The following is a 20459-nucleotide window of genomic DNA, read 5'->3' on the forward strand; positions in this document are numbered from 1 at the left end:
TATCTTGTATTATTATTTTTATCATGCTATCATTATTTTTCAGAACAGGTAGTACGCGACATTAAAGGATTTAGCCCTGCCTATTCCATTTAAAAATATTATGTTAAATTTGACACAATCTTATAAAAACTGTTTGTGCCAGGCACATTAGAAAGGAGCTTATTTATGTTATCCGACGAAAAACTTACTTTTTTAACACAAATTGCTAAAGGTTTAGCTGGTCAATTTGGGGAAAACTGCGAAGTCGTTATCCACCAAATCAATGAAGACAATATTAACAATTCTATTGTTTCCATCGAAAATGGTCATGTCTCTTCTCGTCATCTGGGCGATGGACCTTCTCAAGTAGTTTTAGAAGCCTTAAAAAAAGATCCCAGTGAGTTGAATGATCATATTAACTATCTAACCCGTACCCATGATGGTCGTATTTTAAAATCTAGTACAATGTATTTTAAAGATGAGAATGGTCAACTCGATGGTATTTTTGCTATTAACTACGACATCACTACATTGATCGCTGCAGAGTCAAACTTAAAATCTTTGATTTCCACTGCAGAACCTGAAGAAGATAAAGACCCTGATTACATTCCTCAGGATGTTAATGAGTTGTTAGACGATTTAATTCATGAATCAGTCAAATTAGTTGGCAAGCCGGTCCCATTAATGACGAAGGACGATAAAATCAAGTGTATTCAATTTTTAAATAATAAAGGCGCCTTCTTAGTCACTAAATCTGGAGACAAAGTTTCTAACTTCTTCAATATTTCTAAATATACGCTATACAGTTATATTGATGCGAAATAAAAATGGAAATCGATGGACGATTTGTTGTTAAGACAAGTCGTCTATTCTCTTTTTTCCTTCACTATTCTACTTTTTCTAAAAGACTTTTTAAATAATAGTAAGAAAAAGTAAAAGGAATTAATTTTTTATTTTAGTTATGGTATGATAGATTGAGTTTAATTTAAAATAACGAAAAATTAAAGATATAGAAATTGGGGGACAACAAATGGGGATTCGAAGTCATTTAGCAATTGCTGCAGGAAAAACTTCGCAATGGGTTTTACAAACATTTTTTAAAGGCGGCAGTAGCTACCCAGGGAAATTAGCCCTAAAAATCGATCCTAAAATTTTAGATACATTGGCAAAAGACTATGAAATTGTCGTAGTCACTGGAACGAACGGCAAAACATTGACAACTGCTTTAACTGTTAACATTTTACGCCAAGAATTTGATGAGGTATTAACAAATCCAACGGGTGCTAACATGGAGCAAGGAATTGTCTCTACTTTTTTAAATGCCAAGGCGAAAAAAGGACAAAAGAAATTTGCGGTTTTAGAAATTGATGAAGCAAGTTTAAGCCGTGTCACTAAATATATTCAACCAAAATTATTTGTTTTTACGAATATTTTCCGCGACCAAATGGATCGCTATGGTGAAATTTATACGACGTATCGCTTAATTATGGAAGGCGCCGCTGCTGCTCCTGAAGCAACTATTTTGTGCAATGGTGATTCGCCAATTTTTAATTCAAAAGAAACTGTAAATCCTCGCAAATACTATGGATTTAATCATTTACCACCGAAAGAGCAATTGGCTCATTACAATACAGATGGGGTTTTATGTCCAAAATGTAATCATATTCTTCATTATAAAATGATTACGTATGCTAATTTAGGTGATTACTATTGCCCAAATTGTGGCTTCAAACGCCCTGAGTTGGATGTGCAGTTAACGGAAATGGTCCGGATGGATAACACATCTGCTGATTTTGTGATTGATGGCGAAGAATACGGCATTGCTGTTGGTGGGATGTATAATGTTTATAATGCGCTAGCGGCCACAGCGGTAGCAGAATATTATCAGGTGGCACCAGATAAAATCCGAGCAGGCTTAGCTTATGATGAAAAAGTTTTTGGGCGTCAAGAAACTATTAAAGTTGGCGATAAAGAATGTACATTAGTTTTAGTAAAAAATCCCGTTGGTTTAAATCAGGTCATTGATATGATGGGCTTAGCCCCTTACTCTTTCTCGCTGGTTTCATTATTAAATGCCAATTATGCAGATGGAATTGATGTCAGTTGGATTTGGGATGGTAATCATGAAGCCTTTGCTGATATGGACATTCCAAAAGTAATTGCTGGCGGTGATCGCCATGAAGATATGGCCTTGCGTTTAAAAGTTGCGGGTATTCCTGAAGAAAAATTACTAGAAATTCCTGATTTGGAGCAAGTAATTTCAGAAATTAAAACGTTGCCGACAGATCATGTCTATATTTTGGCAACCTATACTGCTGTTTTGCAATTAAGAAAATCATTAACAGCCCAAGGGTATATTCAAGGGGGAATGAATGGTGTCTAAAGAATTAGTCGTTTGTCATTTATATGGCAACTTATTAAATACTTACGGAGATAACGGAAATTTATTGATGCTTAAATATTTAACCGAAAAAATGGGCGTTACCTTCCGATCAGAAATTATCAGTATCTACGAACCGTTTGATCCCGAAAAATATGATTTAGTCTTTGTTGGTGGCGGTCAAGACTTCGAGCAATTGATCATCTCAGAAGACATTCAGAATAAAAAAGAAGCTTTGACTTCTTATATTGAAAATGACGGCGTCTTGTTAGCTATCTGTGGTGGTTATCAACTTCTAGGACATTACTATGTCGGCGCACAAGGCGAAAAAATTAAAGGAATCGGTGCATTAGATCATTACACTTTGAGCCAAGACAACAATCGTTTCATTGGTGATATTGAAATTTATAATGAAGAATTTGATGAAACGTATTATGGTTTTGAGAATCATAACGGCATGACTTTTTTAGGCGAAGGTGAACGACCTTTAGGAACAGTCAAACAAGGCAAAGGCAATAACGGTCAAGATAATGGCGAAGGCGTTGTCTATAAAAATGTGTTTGGCTCCTACTTCCACGGTCCAATCTTAGCACGCAACAAAAATCTAGGGATTCGGTTAATTCGGACCGCTTTAGAGAAAAAATATGGTGAACCGATCGCTATTCCTGAAACGCTTTATAAATAAAAAAAGAATCTAGTTCCTACATATAGGACTAGATTCTTTTTCATTTCTCCGACAACTATTTACATCTTTACAAAATATAGTAAGATAAAGAGGTGCATTTAAAATCGAGAATTTCTCGGACTGGTTCGGAAACTTCCCAGAATAAAAAACTAAGTATCTCTCAATACTAACTCAAGTCATAGCTTTTTTAACAAGAGTTATCATTTGCAGTTAACGAAAAAGGAGGATTGGAAAAAATGCAAAAAGTAATTATTGATTGTGATCCCGGAATTGATGACACACTTGCTCTCTTGTATGCACTTGCTTCACCAGAGCTAGATGTCCAAGCGATTACAGTTGTTTGCGGAAATGTCCCTGTGGAGATTGGCGTGGAAAATGTTTTTAAATGTTTGGAAAAAGTTAATCGCTTAGATATTCCTGTCTACCAAGGGGCTGCTAGCCCTTTAAAACGGCCATTTGTTAGTGCACAAGATACACATGGCATGGATGGTTTAGGTGAAACATATTTCCCCAGAACTAGCAAAATCCAAGCACAAGCGCTTTCCGCTGCTGACTATTTAGCACAAACCTTTCAACAAGCTACCGATTGCTCAATCATTGCCCTTGGTCCTTTAACAAATATTGCGTTGGCTTTAAAAAAAGAACCTCTTCTGGGACGAAATCTTCAACGTTTTGTCTCAATGGGTGGTACCTTTAAAAGCCACGGCAATTGCTCTCCTGTTGCAGAATTTAATTATTGGTGTGATCCTGATGCAGCAGCTTGGGTTTTTGAGGAATTAGGTGCAAAAATCGAGATGGTCGGCTTAGATGTCACACGAGAAATTGTTTTTACACCAACAATTCTCAACTATTGTCAACGACTCAACCCCAAAATGGGGAATTACCTCGCTGAGATTACTCAATTTTATTTTGATTTTCATTGGAAATATGAACGTATTTTAGGGTGTGTTATCAACGATCCCTTAGCGGTTGCTTATTTTATTGATCCTACGCTCTGCCAAGGCTTTTCCAGTTACGGACAAATTGTTCCTGACGGCATTGCTATGGGGCAATCAATGATCGATCAGTATCATTTCCAGCAGCAACCAGCTAATTGTCATGTCTTGACTACGGTTGATAGTCAACAGTTTTTCGTGAAGTTTCTATCCATTCTTTTAAATGTACAAATAGATGAGATCGAAAGAGATTTCAAAAATTTAAGGATGGGATAACCATGAAAAAAATAACACCACGAATCATTACAATTATCGCTTTTAGTGTTGCTTTAAATTACCTCGGCAGTACCATTGCGTTACTCCTTCGTTTACCAATTTATCTTGATAGCGTGGGAACTATTTTTACAGGTGCGTTATTAGGCCCACTCTTTGGTGCACTGACAGGTATTTTAACAAGTCTATTAACTGGATTGACAACGGATATCTTTTCTCTGTATTATTCACCTGTCCAACTCTGCACAGGAATTTTAGCAGGCTTGCTCCTTCATCAGCAGTTAAAAGTAACCAAATTACCATTTAAAACGTTGTGGTTAACGATACCAGGAACAGTGATTTCTTCCTTAATCACAGTTTGTTTATTTGGTGGAATTACTTCTGCTGGCTCCAGCATAATTGTCCAATTTTTATATGGTTTAGGCTTAAATCAGTTAGCAAGCGTCCTGTTGGTTCAATTGATAACAGATTACGGGGATCGTCTGCTATCAGTCATCATCGTCACAGCTGTTATCGCTGCCTTACCTAAACGTTCCTTTATAACAAAATAAACTGTTTTAATGCCAAAAAAAGAGGAAATCATCTGTTGATGATCCCCTCTTTTTTTAGCGACTACCAGGTTCTGAAGCTATAATCGTTAGATCACCTTCAAAACGCCAGCTCGGAATATCTGTTGGAAAGATAAAGCTATCACCTTTTTTCAAATCAAAAGTAGCCACATCTGCTTTTGCAGCATCTTCTGTAATCAATCGACCCACACCTTCAATAACTGTTGCTAATGTATAAGGTGCTTGTTTTTTAACTTTTAGAATCCCACTGACACGCCACTCATAGACATTAAAGAAATCTGTTTTTACATAAGTAACAATGCTTGATTGTCCTTGATTTTCTTGTTGAATAGAGAGGTCAGGATCCTTCGCCGGAACGGTTGTCACATCAATGGATTGTTGAATATGCAATTCCCGGGTCTTTCCTTGATCATCTGTTCGATCATAATCATAAACCCGATACGTAGTATCACTGCTTTGTTGCGTTTCTAAAATTAAAATACCCGAGCCGATGGCATGAATAGTGCCGCTTGGTACATAATAAAAATCGCCTTTTTTCACTGGTACTTTTCTTAAAAGATCGTCCCAACGACCTTCTTCAATCATTTCTGCAAGTTCTTCTTTTGTTTTCGCGTGATGTCCATAAATGATTTCAGCGCCAGGTTCTGCATCAATAATGTACCAACATTCAGTTTTGCCTAGCTCGCCTTCATGTTTTTGACCATATGCATCATCAGGATGAACTTGCACGGATAAATCATCTTCAGCATCTAAAATTTTCGTTAATAATGGAAAGACAGCGCCACCTGCATGGCCGAATAACTCTTGATGGTCTGCCCACAATTCATCTAATTTTTTTCCTTTAAATTCGCCATTTAAAACAGTACTAACGCCATGTGGATGTGCACTGATGGCCCAATCTTCACCAATTTTATCGCTCGGTAAATCAAAACCAAATAGCGTGTGTAGACGATTGCCGCCCCAAATTTTTTCTTGAAAAACAGGTTGTAAAAATAATGGTTCTTGCATTGACTGTGACCTCCCAAATTGAATTCGCTCTCATTATATCACTAAAAACTAGTCATTTCATCTGAAACTGATGATTTCTCTTTTAAATAGGTTGCCAACAACTGATCTCTTTCTTCGATATAAGTATTCCGGTGGTCCTCTGGATGGACTCGATTAGATAAAAAGATAAACGCTGATTGTTGTCGCACATCAATTAGCAAAAAAGTGCCTGTATAGCCTGTATGGAATAATAATGGCCGTTGCGTAGCTACATCATATTTAAAATCCCAGCCTAGAGAACGTGGTTTATCTGCAGCTGGCACTTGGTTAACTAGTAACAAATCAATTGTCTCTTTTTTCAAGAATTGGTGATTGTGATAACTGCCTCGATTTAAATACATTCGAACAAATTTTGTTAAATCATAGACATTGCTAAACAAGCCAGCATTCCCTGCATGTTCCCGTAAAACAAATGCCTTAGGATCATGGGTTGCACCTCGAATCAACCCTCGTTGTTCATGTAATTCTGTTGGCACACAGTTTAAAGGATTCTTTGGTAGAAACGTACTTTCGTTCATCCCTAAAGGAAGCAATACTCGCTCAGATAAAATTTCTATCATTGATTGTTGGAACATTTCTTCTAACATAAAGCCTAATAAAATAGTCCCTGCATCTGTATAGACGACTTTTTCACCTATTGCTTTGCCTGCGTGAAAGGAATGATTGTAGGCGTCTTTTAATTCTTGGGCATTCAGCTGATCACGATTAGGAATATAGCCTTGTAAATCTGCCGTATGTGTCAACAAATGCCGGATTGTAATATTAGAATCTTGAAAAGAGGGATAATAAGTTTGTAATGATTGATCTAGAATAATTTTTCCTTCTTCCACTAATTGCAAAATAACGGTGGTGGTGCCGACTACTTTGGTTAAAGAAGCCACATCAAACAGCATGGCCGAGGTTAATTGTTCTTTGGTGGGTTTTATTTGTGCGAGTCCCCAACAATTGCTCTCCTCTTTTTCACCTTCAATGAAACAAAAACTAGCCCCCGAAAAAACACCTTTTTTCATCATTTTTTGAATTTTCCACTTTGTTTTTTCGTACATTTTTTCACCTTCTATTTTTAATATTAAAGGAAAAGTCTAGAATAAGTCCCGAACAAAAGTAGCGTTAAACTTTTATTCCGACTTTATTCCAGACTTGCTAAAACAAGCTTATTTTGTCTGTCTAAGCGTTTATTTTAAGACAAACCACCATTCCAAGCCAATTGGATCAAACACAGTGACAATCGCTTTTTTCTGGTCAATAAAGAACTCTTGATTTTTTGCCGTTAATTGTTGCTCCATTGCTAAAATATGTTCTTGATCAGAGAGCTTAATGGTAAAGAAATCTAAACCTAAGTGTGGATCAGGTAATTGATCCACTTCACTTGTTTCAGGTTTTTGGAATCCAATAGTTGCTTTGCCATCTTCTAAAACAAATTGATCTTTTTCATTGCGTTTTAAACCCAGAACTTCCTCATAGTATGCTTTTATTTCTTTTTGATTGTTTGTTTTTAATTGCACATGCGCTAAATATGACCCAGCGGCTAACCCTTGATGTGGCTCTAAGTCCTCACTGATAAGATCTTTAAGCACAATTGGTTGCTTTTCAGAAGTCGAATTTGCTGTTGCTTCATCGTGAAAAATCTCAAATTGATTACCTTCAAGATCAGTAATGAACATGCTTTGTCGTGTGCCAATTTGGAAACTTTCATCAATTGGGTAGTCTTGCTCAAGCACTCGTTGAGCAATTTGTAAAAATTCTTTTTCCGTAGGAACTTTAATTGAAAAATAAGCCATTTGCTTTTCTTCATTATGAAAATCTTCGGCTTTTCTAGTTTCTTCTAAAATTAATAATTGCGTTCCTGCTTCACGTGTACCCCAGATAGACAGGTTATTTTCTTCTGACTTTAAAACAAAACCCATTACTTTTTTATAAAAGTCGACCATTTCGCCAACTTTTTTCGCACGAATGGCAATTGTTTTTAATGTCGCAGCTTTTTCTAATTGAAATTCAGTCATTTTTTCTGTTACCTCCATTTTCTTCTCTCCCATTTTATACATCTCTTGCTATTTCATCAAGTAATATCCTGTTTTTCTCAAAAGAAAATAGAAATTTTTCAATTTCGCCAACTTTTTGTCAAAAAAATAAGGCTTCAGGAACCAGTCTTTACGACTATGGTTCCTGAAGCCTCATCATGAATTACTATTTTTTGCTTCGCCTTTTAGGCTACTTCTTCTGAAAACTGACTGTTATATAAATCAGCATAAAAACCGTTTTTCGCCATTAATTCATCGTGGGTTCCTGTTTCCACAATTGAACCTTCTGCCATAACGATAATCGTATCAGCATCACGGATAGTCGACAAGCGATGAGCAACTACAAAGCTGGTCCGATTTTCCAATAAACGATTCATTGCTGCTTGAATCAGTATTTCTGTTCGAGTGTCCACACTTGAGGTGGCTTCATCCAAAATTAAAACGTCTGGATTTGCTAAGAATGCTCGAGCAATTGTAATTAATTGTCGTTGACCTTGAGAAATATTGCTGGCTTCTTCATTTAAAATCGTTTGGTAGCCTTCTGGTAATTTTCTGACAAAATCATCCACATGGGCTGCTTTCGCCGCACGGATCACTTCTTCTTCGCTCGCTTGGTCATTACCATAATGAATATTGTCATAGATACTTCCAGTGAACAACCAAGTATCTTGAAGAACCATTGAGAAGTGTGCTCGCAACTCTTCGCGAGATAAATCGCGCGTATCTACGCCATCATATTTGATGCTGCCGCTACTAATATCATAGAAGCGTTCCAATAAGTTAATTAGGGTTGTTTTTCCAGCACCTGTTGGGCCCACGATTGCGACCATTTCCCCAGGTTTAACATTTAAATTGAAATCTTTCATTAATAATTTCTCTGGTGAATAGCCAAAAGCAACATGTTCAAAAGAAACACGATAAGGACTATCTGTTTCCACTGGTACGCCAGAAGGTTCATCCACCATTTCTTCTTCATCTAATACTTCAAAGACACGTTCTGCCGAAGCCACCGTAGCTTGGATTGTATTCATTAAATTAGCGATTTGAGTAATCGGTTGTGAAAATTGATTGGTATATTGAAGAAATGCTTGGACATCCCCTAAATCCATCATACCATTCGCTACTTTTACGCCACCAAGGACTGCAACAAACACGTAGCCTAGATTTTTGATAAAGTTCATTAAAGGCATAATGATCGCTGAAATAAATTGTGCTTTGCGACCAGCATGATATAATTTTTCATTTTCTTTTTCAAATACTTCTTGATCACTTTCTTCGTGGTTGAAACTTTTTACTACTACGTGACCACCGTAGGTTTCTTCGACTTGGTTATTCAATAATCCTAAGCTTTTTTGTTGAGCCGCAAAATGTTTTTGCGAGCGAGGTGCCACAACCATCACAACAATTAAACTTAATGGCACTGTTGCTAAAGCAATTAGTGTTAACTGCCAGCTAATGGTCAGCATCATCCAAAGTACACCCACAAATGTCACGATACTGGTAATTAATTGGGTTAAGTTTTGTTGTAAAGTACTCGCAATATTATCCATGTCGTTAATTGCCCGTGACATAATGTCCCCATTACTATGAGTATCATAATAGGAAATTGGAACTTTGTTCATTTTCGCTTCTAATTCTTGACGTAATTCATAAACTGTTCGCTGTGAAACACGTGTCATAATTACTTGCTGCAAGAAATTAAAGACAGCAGAAATAAGGTACATGGCAATAACAATTAATAAAATTTGACCGATTTTGTCAAAATCAATTGGAAAAGAAGTTATTTTTAAGCCTTGTTTCATTTCAGCAGCGCCTTTCATGACGCCTTTAAAAATTTCAGTTGTTGCCTGTCCTAATACTTTTGGTGTTTGAATTTGGAAAACGACGGCTGCGATTGCTAATACTAAGACAGCAATAATTGACAGCATTCGTTTAGACATGTACCGAAATAAACGTTTCACTGTTTTCCAGAAATTTTTTGGTTTTGGCCCTTTTGCGCCAATGTTACGTCCTGGTCCCCCGCCCATTGGTCCGCCTTTTGGTCGACTACTCATGCAAGGTCCTCCTCTCTCAATTGAGAATGTACAATTTCTTGATACGTTTGGTTATTCGCTAATAACTCTTCATGCGTTCCTTTACCAACTAATTTCCCTTCGTCTAATACTAAAATTGTCGATGCTTCCATAACCGTACTTACACGTTGGGCTACTAAAACGACAATTGCATCCGTCATCTGCTCTTTTAAGGCTTTTCTTAAATTAGCATCTGTTTTGAAATCCAATGCAGAAAAGGAATCATCAAAAACATAGACATCTGCTGGTTTTACTAAAGCACGAGCAATAGCCAACCGCTGGCGTTGTCCGCCAGAAAAATTACCGCCGCCTTGTTCGACATGACTATCCAAACCTTCTGCCAATTCTGAAACAAACGCCTTCGCCTGCGCGATTTCTAAGGCTTGCCAAATTTCTTCATCGGTCGCATTTGGGGCGCCGTATTGCATATTTTCACGAATCGTTCCTGTAAATAAAACAGCCTTTTGCGGTACAAAGCCAATCATTTCTCGTAAATTATGCTGTGACGTTTCTTTAATGTTTTTACCATTTAGCAAAATTTTGCCAGATTCAACATCATAAAAACGTGGTAAAAGATTAACCAGCGTTGTTTTCCCAGAACCTGTCCCACCAATAATTGCGACCGTCTCCCCAGATTTTGCTGAAAAATCTATATCTTCCAGTGCTAAGTTTTCAGCATGCTGGTAACGATAATTAACATGTTCAAACGCCAATGTTGCTTTGTCGCCTTTTAGAGAGAGTAGTTCTGGATTGGGTACATCTTTGATTTCTGAATCAGTATTTAGCACCTCATTAATCCGATCAGCAGAAGCTTGCGCCCGCGGTACCATGACAAAAATCATGGATAGCATCATGAAACTCATCAGAATTTGCATGGCATAAGTCATAAAGGCGATTAAGTTCCCTACTTCTAGTTGCATTTCCGCAATATAATGACCGCCAAACCAGGTGATTGCAATATTGGTACCACTCATAATGAGTGTCATTAAAGGAATCATCAAAGCGACAATCGTATTCACTTTAATCGCCGTTTGTGTATAATCCTTATTGGCTTCATCAAAACGTTGTTCTTCATAGTTTGCTTTGCCAAAGGCCCGAATCACACGAACCCCTGTCAGTCCTTCACGAAAAACTAAATTTAAACGGTCTGTTTTCTTTTGCATGCTTTTAAATAACGGAACCGCTAAAAACATGATACCACCCACTAAAACAGCCATAATTGGTAAAACATATAGAAAAATTTTCGTTAATTGTGGGTCCTTGTTATACGCCATAAAACTTGCACCAATTAACGTTAAAGGTGCGTTAATCATTAAACGTAAAAACATTTGCATAACCATTTGAATCTGATTGACATCATTGGTTGTTCGTGTAATTAGCGAAGCTGTCCCAAATTTGTCAAATTCATTATTAGAAAAATTTTCAACTTTTCGATAAATATCAGTCCGTAATTTTTTACCTAAACTTTGTGATTCTTTGGTGGCAAAAAAGGTATTTCCAATAGAAGCGACAATGCTAATCAAAGAAAAGCCTAACATGACAACTCCTGTACTCCAAATATAGTTAATATCTCCTTTAGCGACACCGTCATTAATGATATTAGATGTTAAAGTGGGCAGATATAAATCTGCAATAATTTGTACAATCATAAATAAAACTGCTGCAAAGACCGACCATAACGACATTCGTTTGACTAGTTTAATCAACTAACTTCTCCTCCTTTTTGTTACTTATAAGCGCCATTTTTCAACCAATTTAATTTCATTTTTAATTGTTTGACTGCTTCAGTTGAATCATAGGCGGGATTTTCTCTTTGTTGACGATACCCATCAACAATTGTTGAGAAAACGGCATGCATCGCCGTCTGCATAAACCATGTGAATTCTTTTGGCGTTTCAATGGTTAATTTCGAACGATCAATTATTTGATAAAGATGTTCTGCATAGGCAGCATGGCCTTTTCTTCCTCTATGCTTATGACAGTGCTGTTTCCTATTTTTTTCCTCTTCCCCAGTCGCTAAATTATCCGTCACCCGACGTGAAGCACGATAGTCCATGTTGACAAATAAATTCCGATAGAAAGAAGCATTCTCCCCAGTTAGCACTTCGACAATCATTTTGGAGAAATAGACATCCATGGCTTCGATTAAATCACCATTTTCTGCAATAATTTGTTTCTCTAAATCTCGTTCACTATTTTTTCTTAATGTCGCAAAGTAATAAAAATACAAATCTTCTTTGTTCTCAAAATATTGATAAAAGCTACCGCGAGGAATTTCCGCTAATTTAACAATATTTGCAATTGACGCTTCTTGTAAAGAATGGCGTGAAAATTCAATTTGCGCAGCATCTAATAAGCGTTGTTGCTTTTCTTCTGGCAAATGAAAAAACGTATTCGTAGGCATATTTGTGTTCCTCCCTTTTATGACACATTGTCATATGACACCATGTCATTATAGCACTCTCTATTCAGAATGCAAGTTTTTTACAAAAAAAATCAAGCACCTAGCAAGACAAAATTGATGTTAGATTCTGTCTCACCAGTTGCTTGATTAATAATAGTGTTTGATGCATTCTTGTAACAAGCCAGCGACCTCTTTTATAGGTCCATTGGCATCTATTCGTTGATAATTAGGATATTGTTCCAATTGGTTTTTGATAAGAATTTCTTGATCATAAAGGTTTAAACGTTCTTCAATAATTTTAGGATCAGATTCCCGTTGCTTTAAACGTTGATAAATATTTTCTTTTGAAACGTCAAAAAAAACTGGAATGACGGACTCGCCGAAACGCTCAAAGACCGCTTGAAAGCCCGGAAAAGTTAACGCATTATAGGCTGGATGCTCTTTCGTTGTTTCAACGATGGCAGCTACACCGACACCGTAATAGTTTCCATGGTAAAAATCATACTCCACTAACTGATTGGTTTCAATCAAGGTTTGAAAACTTGCTTTTGTTTCAAAATAGTAATCCACACCATCCACTTCATCCAACCGTTTTTTCCTCGTAGTATGCGAGATAACTTTATAGTTTTTCGGAAAAACCTTACTTGTAATTGCGGTCTTGCCAGAACCACTAGGACCCATAATAACAAAAAATGGATGTTGTAATTGCTTAATCATTAGAAACGCTCCTCTCAGTTGTTTCTATTATAACGTATTGTGCACTATTTTGAAAAATTGACAAAAAAGAGCTTGGGCCAAAAATCACTTTGGATTTTTGGCCCAAGCTTAAAAATTAATAAACGGCGGGAACAGAAGCAACAACCTGCTACGCTTATCTTGTTTTGTTTAATTACAATAACTAGTCTAAGTTTTGTCCATTAGTTTCGATAACTTGTTTGTACCAATTAAACGATTTTTTTTCATAACGGTTTTTAGTACCATTTCCTTCATCGTCTAAATCAACGTAAATAAACCCATACCGTTTACTCATTTCACCTGTGGAAGCACTGACTAAATCGATACAGCCCCACGGCGTATAGCCCATTAAATCGACGCCGTCTGCAACTGCTTCTGCCATTGCTTCAATATGACGACGTAAATAATCAATCCGATAGTCGTCTGCCACATAGAAATTTTCGTCTACTTTATCAATTGCACCTAAGCCGTTTTCCACAATAAATAAAGGTTTTTGATAACGATTATATAATTCATTTAGGGCAATTCGTAAGCCTTCGGGATCAATTTGCCAACCCCATTCACTTGCTTCTAAGAAGGGATTTTTAACGCCGCCTAAAAGATTCCCATTTGCTGTATCGTTGGTAGTGCCAGTAACATCGACAGCAGTCGACATATAATAACTAAAGCCAATGTAATCCACTGGGTATTCTTTTAATAATTCTAAATCTCCTTCTTCAATAATTAAGTCTTTCACAGCATATTTTTGATACATGCGTTCTGCGTATGCTGGATATTCACCACGAACTTGAACATCTGTACAATAATAATTAAACTCTTGGTTTTCAATCATTGTAGCAACTTGATTGACTGGATTCGAATCAATGCCATACGTTGTTGCATAAATAATCATACATCCAATTTTTAATTCTGGATTTAATTCATGGCCAATTTTTACAGCTTTACTACTTGCAACAAATTGATTATGCCAGGCTTGGAAAATGTTTTGATAATCATTGGCTCCATTGCTTTTCACCAATCCTTGACTAAGTGCTGGGAAATGAAAAGCTGAATTAATTTCATTGAATGTCATCCAATAGTTAACTTTTTGGTGGTAACGTGTTAAAACAGTTTCCGCAAAACGTTCATAAAAGTCAACTAATTGACGATTTTTCCACCCGCCGTATTCTTTCGCTAAATGCAGTGGCATTTCATAATGAGAAATCGTAATTACTGGTTCAATGTTATAGCTTAAACATTCATCGATAACCGCATCATAAAATTTCAAGCCGGCTTCATTCGGTTGTGTTTCATCTCCTTGTGGAAAAATACGCGACCACGCAATTGAAAAGCGATAACATTTGAAGCCCATTTTAGCAAACAACGCAATGTCCTCTTTAAAGCGATCATAGTGATCAATTCCTGTATGATTAGGGTAGCGATATTTCGTTTCGTCAATCGTCCAATCAAACGCTTCATCTCCTAAAATAGCGAAACGTTGTTTTCCTCCAGGCATCGCATCTGCCACAGATAACCCTTTACCATCGGCTAAGTAAGCCCCTTCTAATTGATTGGCTGCGGTCGCACCGCCCCATAAAAATCCTTTTGGAAATTTTGTCGTTGTTGTCATACTTGTTCCTCCTCCAATTGTCTTTTATTTAATAATGGCTAAAAAGTCTTCACCATGTAACACGTCTGTTTGGTTCATATCCAAAACATCTAAATAATCATTCGTATTCGTTACCACAATCGGTGTAACTACTGGATAACCAGCTTCTTTAATGGCAGCAATATCAAAAGTAACCAGCAAATCTCCTTTTTTAACAGAATCACCTTGTTTCACTGATAATTCAAATCCTTTACCATCTAATTCGACTGTATCCATGCCAATATGCATTAATAATTCAACGCCCTCTGTTGTCGTCAAGCCAACAGCATGTCCTGTCGGAAATAATGTGGTGATTTCACCATCTGCGGGTGCATACAGTTTGCCTTCAGTCGGCTCAATTGCAACACCTTTTCCTAAAGCACCTGACGCAAAAACAGGATCTTGTACTTTTTCTAGCGGTAAAATTTCACCTTGAAGTGGACTTGCTAAAATAATTTTGTCTTCTTGATTCGTTTTTACAGGTGCCACCATCTTATCAGTTTCTGTTTTTTCAGTTGCTGTTTCTGGATTAGGTTGATCTTCAAAGCGTAAGACAAACGTTAAGACAAACGCAATGATAAAGGCAATTCCGGCACCAATCGCACCAGTAATCATCGGTGCAGTATCTTTTGTCTCTGCAGGAATAAACCCAGGTAAACTCAACATACTAACCAAGCCAAACGTAAAGTTTTTCACGTGATTCATAGCCACAAATGCACCACCGATACCGCCACCAATACAAGCTGCAATAAATGGTTTTTTCAATGGTAAAGTCACGCCATATACAGTTGGTTCAGTAATTCCAAAAATAGTCGTAATACTTGAAGACAAAGCCAAACCTTTTAATTTCACATTTTTTGTTAGGAAAAAGACAGCTAAAGCAGCCCCGCCTTGTGCAATAACGGCTGGTAATAACATTGGTACCATCGTATCACCACCTTGTGTTAAGTTTAACATCATAATTGGTACAAAGCCCCAATGCATACCAAACATTACCAAGACTTGCCACAACGAACCCATTAATAACCCTGCGATAATTGGACTAAAAGCGTAAATTGCGTTGTATCCTTGTCCCAACCAATCGCCGATGACCGTCCCGATAGGACCAATAGCTAAGAAGGTAACAGGTGCCATAATAAGGAAAACAGCTAACGGAACGCAGATAATTTGTAGAAAACTCGGAATTACTTTTTTGAAGAAATGTTCCACATAACTTTGTGCAAAAACAGCCAAAATAATTGGTAAAACCGAAGAAGTATAGCCACTTGGCCCAATAATCACTGGAAGACCAGCAAAGCTAATTGTTTTGCCTGCTAAAGCAGTAATGCTGGGATGAACTAAGGCCATCGCCAAAGCAACCGCTAAAAAGGGATTAGTATTGAATTTTTTAGCAGCCGTAAACGCTAACATAATTGGTAAGAAAGTAAATAAACCATCTGCAATCGAAAAGAGAACAAGATATACGCCTGAAGTGTCAGCTAACCAGCCCATAGTTACAGCCAATGTTAAGAAGCCTTTTAAAACCCCAGCGCCGGCCATTGCACCTAAAAACGGTGTAAAAATAGAAGAAATAATATCAATTAAACGGTTAAAGATATTTCCGCCACTTTCTTTTTCTCTATTATCAGAATCATTACCTAGTCCACTGTTGGCCATCAAATCCTTATAGACATCACTAACGTGACTGCCAATAACCACTTGATATTGTCCTGCACTTTGAACTACCTGAATAACATCTGGGTCAGCATTCAATGCAGCTGTATCTGCTTTATTCTCATCTTTTAATTTAAAACGTAAGCGTGTAGCACAGTGAACAACACTATTAACGTTGCCTTCGCCCCCAACAGCTTTTAACACACGTGCTGCAATTTCTTGATTTTTACTCATCTCTAGATCCTCATTTCCATTAATTTTTAATATCAAAAAAACCTACATTGAAAAAGAGCCAGATCCTTCTCTTCACAGCTGCGCAGTCTGCGAAAATTGTTATCGGTTTTTTCAATCTAGGTTTTGCCTGCATTATCAGTAACAATCCGCGATTATTGGTTGTTATGCTTTTTTATCATTGACCACTCTTTGGATATGAATGGTTAAATAAATCATTTCCGCTTGATCAATTGGTCGATCATAGCTTTTTAATAAATACTCATTAATACGTTGGACCGCTTGAAACGCCTTAGGATACTTTCCTTGGACCAATGCAAAAAGAAATTCGTCCTCCTCATCATGCGCTTCTTGTTTTAAATAACGTTGCGCAAAATATTGAAGATGTGTAACAATTCGTTGATAGTTCAATGAATCTTCATCAAACACCTGTCCAAAGTAGCGACTAATAATCGTTAAAATATCACGAACCATCTTGGTTGCTTCCATGGTAACTTCCATATTGCCATTTCCTTGTTCAGCATTCACAATATGAAAAGCAATGAAGCCCGCTTCATTTTCTGAAAATTGAACCCCTAGCTTTTCAGCAATAATCGCTAATGCTTGCTTTGCGATTTCAAATTCTTTAGGATAAAATTTGCGTGTTTCGAATACAAGAGGATTCGGAATATCAATTCCTTCTTTGGCTCGAAGTAACGCATAGTGAATATGATCCGTTAAAGTTAAATAAATATTTGATGAAAGCTCAATCGCTAGCGTTGTTTCTGCTAAATCAACGATTTGTTTGACGACTTCTACTTCTTTGGTGGGGACGTCTTCAAACAGCTGCTGGAATTGTCCTGCCATAGCGGAGTCCTTTAACACGAATTCCTTTTCAACATAATCTGGATTGATCGTGTCTCCAATCTTCTTTTGAAAGGCTAAGCCGCGTCCCATATAAACAATTTCTTCGCCTTGCTCATTTCTTGAAAGCACGACATTATTATTTAAAACTTTTTCAATCCTCATGATGAATGCAACCTCACTTTTTTATAAAAAAAGCCCAGAATCCCTCCACTGATTGTGTTAATGGAAGACTCTGGTTTTGCCTGCAAAGCAGTAACAATCCTTATTTACAAAGTAATAATAGCATGCTTTTTTTTAATATGCAAGCCTTTCCAAAAAAATATTTTTATTTATTTTTTACTCTGTTGATCCATTTTAAAAAAAAGTTTACTAAAAGTAAAAAAAAGACTTGCTTTCTCTTACTTTTTATTAGTAAAATAGAGATGTTGAATTTTTAAACTATTTATTTTAAGGAGATTACACAATGTCAAAATTATTAGTTGTTAAAGCACATCCATTAACAAAAGAAGAATCACGCTCAGTTCGTGCGTTAGAAACATTTTTAGCTTCATACCGTGAAACAAATCCATCAGACGAAATCGAAATTTTAGATGTTTATGCACCAGAAACAAACATGCCGGAAATCGATGAAGAATTATTATCTGCTTGGGGTGCACTTCGCGCTGGCGCAGCATTTGAAACATTAAGCGAAAACCAACAACAAAAAGTGGCTCGTTTTAATGAATTAACTGATCAATTTTTATCTGCAGACAAAGTAGTAATTGCTAATCCAATGTGGAACTTAAACGTACCGACACGCTTAAAAGCTTGGGTAGATACAATCAACGTTGCTGGAAAAACATTCCAATATACTGCAGAAGGACCAAAACCTCTAACAAGTGGTAAAAAAGCCTTACACATCCAATCAAATGGCGGCTTCTACGAAGGAAAAGATTTTGCTTCTCAATACATTAAAGCGATTCTAAACTTTATTGGCGTTGATCAAGTTGACGGATTATTCATCGAAGGAATCGATCATTTCCCTGATCGCGCGGAAGAACTTTTAAATACTGCCATGACCAAAGCAACTGAATACGGTAAAACATTCTAAATTTTCCGAGTGATTTACAGCAAAAAGAGACAAGCAGTTCGTTCACTGCTTGTCTCTTTTGTTACGTAGATTCTTGTTGATCTGGCTTATCTTCATCATACAAACCGGAAACAATTTGGTACCACTCAAAAATGTGTGTAATTATCACCTTAGCTGCGGCATAAACAGGAATTCCTAAAATCACCCCGACAATCCCAAATAGTTTACCAGACGTTAATAAAACAACCAAAATGGTGACTGGATGAATGGATAACTGACTGCCTAGGACAAGTGGTGAAATAAACCGACCTTCGACCGTTTGCTCAATGGCAAAAACAATCAAGACTTTAATTAACAAAGCTGGCCCGCTGACAATTCCTAAAAAGACTGCTGGAATCATGGCTAAAAATGACCCTAAATAAGGGATTAAATTTAAAAAGCCTGCTGCAATACCTAAAGTGACTGCATAATCTAAGCCAATGACAGAAAAACCAATCATAAACATAATTGCCACTGCGAAAGCGACAGTTAACTGTCCTCTAATATAAGAAGAGACTTGATCATTGACTTCTGCAAGAACTTTTAAGGTTGGTTTACGCATCTTCACTGGTAAAAACTTCATTAAATATGGCGCTAAGTTTTTGCCATCTTTCAGTAAATAAAATAGAATAAACGGCATCGTAATGATGGCGACAAAGATCGTAGCCACCGCCCCAAAGAAATTACCAATTCCTTGTACTGTGAACGTTGAGACGTTTTTAATGATGGTACCTAACGAACTGACAACTTTATCGCCTGCCGCTTCAAGTTGTTCTCTAAATTGCGCGAAAAGTGGATCACTTAATATTTCCTGCGATTTTTGATCAATTGTATCAATATATTGAGGAAAATGATTTACAAAGCTGACAGATTGCTCACGAATTTTAGGAACGATTACAATACCACCCCAAATGAGTAGTGCCACAATTAAAATAAATAGGCCGATAATACTCCAGACACGTGAGATTTGTTTTTTCTCTAAATAATCGACAATCGGATTTAATAAATAATATAAAATCCCCGCCATAATTACTGGTAAGCCGACAACGCCAAAAAACTGCCAGACGGGCTTAAATAAATAAGAAACTTTCGTAAAAGTTAGAATAATTAACAGCACCAATAAGACAATCAGTAAGGCTGTTACTACTTGATTATTTAAAAACCAACGCCAAAACCAAGACAGGCGTTTATCAGTCGTTTGTTTTTTATCCATTGATTCACGCTCCATTTACTAAGTAATCAATTGTTGTTCCAATCGTTATCTTTGGTAACTGATGGGGCGTTAAATAAACACCATTTCGGATAACATCATCCTCATCGGTTGGTGCATCAGCAAAGATTAAAGTGCTGTGAGCGATACTTTGCAAGTTACTATTGGCAAAAGAACCCACTTTTGTAATTGTATAGTTTGTATCGCCAATTTTCAGATGATCTCCTTCTGCCAAGGTAACTTGGTCTTTTTCTGGGAATGATTGAATAACTGCATGTTGCTTCAAGGTATCGGTAGCAGTTTCACCAAAAAGAATAATCATTTTTTCTGAATCATCGATTGCATGTTTGCCTATTTCTGTTACGGTTGCTTGCATCTTCCATCCCACTCCTTCATTATCTTACTTCTATTATTATAGCATAGAATAAAATAGATATTCAGGAAAAAGAAAAGGCGATGAACAATCGTCAATTGACTTTTGTTCACCGCCTTAAAATAAGTTTTTATTTAAAGAAGTTCATAATATGAGTCCAAATTTTTTCATCAAAGACATCCATCGGATTCCCATTTCCAATCAAACCATAACCAATCATTGTTCCCACAACAAATAAGATAATGACTAACGAAATGACCACTAGAATTTTCAATAATGTTACTAAAATATAGCGAAATGAACTCATACGT

The 20459-nt window shown here is 36.8% G+C and carries 19 protein-coding genes and 1 riboswitch; of the genes, 6 read left to right on the forward strand and 13 right to left on the reverse strand.

Annotation, left to right across the window (positions count from 1 at the left end; genetic code table 11):
* Positions 1-165 precede the first annotated feature (165 nt).
* The 5 genes from IGL86_RS09700 (at position 166) to IGL86_RS09720 (ending at position 4803) form a co-directional block, all read left to right on the forward strand.
* On the forward strand, positions 166-804 hold the full coding sequence (locus tag IGL86_RS09700; RefSeq protein ID WP_002381503.1) for a helix-turn-helix transcriptional regulator: 639 nt from the start codon (positions 166-168) through the stop codon (positions 802-804).
* 205 nt (positions 805-1009) lie between these two features.
* On the forward strand, positions 1010-2362 hold the full coding sequence (locus IGL86_RS09705) for a Mur ligase family protein (RefSeq protein WP_002362254.1): 1353 nt from the start codon (positions 1010-1012) through the stop codon (positions 2360-2362).
* Positions 2352-3044 carry a type 1 glutamine amidotransferase gene (locus tag IGL86_RS09710; RefSeq protein WP_002356583.1) on the forward strand — a complete coding sequence of 231 codons (693 nt, stop codon included), beginning with the start codon at positions 2352-2354 and terminating at the stop codon, positions 3042-3044. The genes IGL86_RS09705 and IGL86_RS09710 overlap by 11 nt, the downstream gene beginning before the upstream one ends.
* 114 nt (positions 3045-3158) lie before the next feature.
* A riboswitch (PreQ1 riboswitch) is annotated at positions 3159-3203 on the forward strand.
* Between the two features lie 77 nt (positions 3204-3280).
* Positions 3281-4255: a nucleoside hydrolase gene (locus tag IGL86_RS09715; protein ID WP_002376589.1), complete on the forward strand. Its 975-nt coding sequence runs from the start codon at positions 3281-3283 to the stop codon at positions 4253-4255.
* A 2-nt stretch (positions 4256-4257) separates the two neighbouring features.
* On the forward strand, positions 4258-4803 hold the full coding sequence (locus IGL86_RS09720) for an ECF transporter S component (RefSeq protein WP_002356581.1): 546 nt from the start codon (positions 4258-4260) through the stop codon (positions 4801-4803).
* 54 nt (positions 4804-4857) lie between these two features.
* Here IGL86_RS09720 and manA read toward each other — a convergent pair whose 3' ends face one another.
* The 10 genes from manA to licT form a co-directional block, all read right to left on the reverse strand.
* Positions 4858-5829: a mannose-6-phosphate isomerase, class I gene (manA, locus tag IGL86_RS09725; RefSeq protein ID WP_002356580.1), complete on the reverse strand. Its 972-nt coding sequence runs from the start codon at positions 5827-5829 to the stop codon at positions 4858-4860.
* Positions 5830-5870: 41 nt separating this feature from the next.
* Positions 5871-6914, reverse strand: coding sequence for a serine hydrolase domain-containing protein (locus IGL86_RS09730; RefSeq protein WP_033625409.1), 1044 nt, complete (start codon positions 6912-6914; stop codon positions 5871-5873).
* 129 nt (positions 6915-7043) lie between these two features.
* Positions 7044-7913 carry a VOC family protein gene (locus IGL86_RS09735; protein ID WP_002359617.1) on the reverse strand — a complete coding sequence of 290 codons (870 nt, stop codon included), beginning with the start codon at positions 7911-7913 and terminating at the stop codon, positions 7044-7046.
* A 161-nt stretch (positions 7914-8074) separates the two neighbouring features.
* Positions 8075-9943 (reverse strand): ABC transporter ATP-binding protein, encoded by a 1869-nt coding sequence (locus IGL86_RS09740; protein WP_002356577.1) that lies wholly within the window; start codon positions 9941-9943, stop codon positions 8075-8077.
* Positions 9940-11667 carry an ABC transporter ATP-binding protein gene (locus IGL86_RS09745; RefSeq protein ID WP_002374237.1) on the reverse strand — a complete coding sequence of 576 codons (1728 nt, stop codon included), beginning with the start codon at positions 11665-11667 and terminating at the stop codon, positions 9940-9942. Before IGL86_RS09745 ends, IGL86_RS09740 begins: the two co-directional genes overlap by 4 nt.
* Positions 11668-11687: 20 nt before the next feature.
* Positions 11688-12365, reverse strand: a complete 678-nt coding sequence (locus IGL86_RS09750; protein WP_010821042.1) for a TetR/AcrR family transcriptional regulator — start codon at positions 12363-12365, stop codon at positions 11688-11690.
* 147 nt (positions 12366-12512) lie between these two features.
* On the reverse strand, positions 12513-13082 hold the full coding sequence (locus IGL86_RS09755) for a guanylate kinase (protein ID WP_002367148.1): 570 nt from the start codon (positions 13080-13082) through the stop codon (positions 12513-12515).
* 181 nt (positions 13083-13263) lie between these two features.
* A complete protein-coding gene (locus IGL86_RS09760; RefSeq protein WP_016618409.1) occupies positions 13264-14709 on the reverse strand; it encodes a glycoside hydrolase family 1 protein in 1446 nt (481 codons plus the stop codon).
* 24 nt (positions 14710-14733) lie between these two features.
* Entirely contained in the window at positions 14734-16614 is a 1881-nt protein-coding gene (locus IGL86_RS09765; protein WP_002381495.1) for a beta-glucoside-specific PTS transporter subunit IIABC, read from the reverse strand.
* A gap of 162 nt (positions 16615-16776) precedes the next feature.
* Positions 16777-17619 (reverse strand): BglG family transcription antiterminator LicT, encoded by an 843-nt coding sequence (gene licT / locus IGL86_RS09770; RefSeq protein ID WP_002359608.1) that lies wholly within the window; start codon positions 17617-17619, stop codon positions 16777-16779.
* 301 nt (positions 17620-17920) lie between these two features.
* Between licT and IGL86_RS09775 the strand changes: the two genes are divergently transcribed.
* Positions 17921-18547 carry an FMN-dependent NADH-azoreductase gene (locus IGL86_RS09775; RefSeq protein WP_002367152.1) on the forward strand — a complete coding sequence of 209 codons (627 nt, stop codon included), beginning with the start codon at positions 17921-17923 and terminating at the stop codon, positions 18545-18547.
* 61 nt (positions 18548-18608) lie between these two features.
* On the opposite strand, the gene IGL86_RS09780 is transcribed toward IGL86_RS09775, so the two are convergent.
* The 3 genes from IGL86_RS09780 to IGL86_RS09790 all read right to left on the reverse strand — a co-directional run bounded on the left by IGL86_RS09780 (position 18609) and on the right by IGL86_RS09790 (position 20455).
* Positions 18609-19778 (reverse strand): AI-2E family transporter, encoded by a 1170-nt coding sequence (locus IGL86_RS09780; RefSeq protein ID WP_002381494.1) that lies wholly within the window; start codon positions 19776-19778, stop codon positions 18609-18611.
* Between the two features lie 4 nt (positions 19779-19782).
* A complete protein-coding gene (locus tag IGL86_RS09785; RefSeq protein WP_002356567.1) occupies positions 19783-20151 on the reverse strand; it encodes a PTS glucitol/sorbitol transporter subunit IIA in 369 nt (122 codons plus the stop codon).
* Between the two features lie 127 nt (positions 20152-20278).
* The gene (locus tag IGL86_RS09790) at positions 20279-20455 is read right to left on the reverse strand and encodes a DNA-directed RNA polymerase subunit beta (protein WP_002356564.1); all 177 of its coding nucleotides are present in this window, start codon (positions 20453-20455) and stop codon (positions 20279-20281) included.
* Positions 20456-20459: the final 4 nt, after the last annotated feature.

The organism is Enterococcus sp. DIV0774, assembly GCF_050539095.1.
Taxonomy (GTDB): domain Bacteria; phylum Bacillota; class Bacilli; order Lactobacillales; family Enterococcaceae; genus Enterococcus; species Enterococcus faecalis.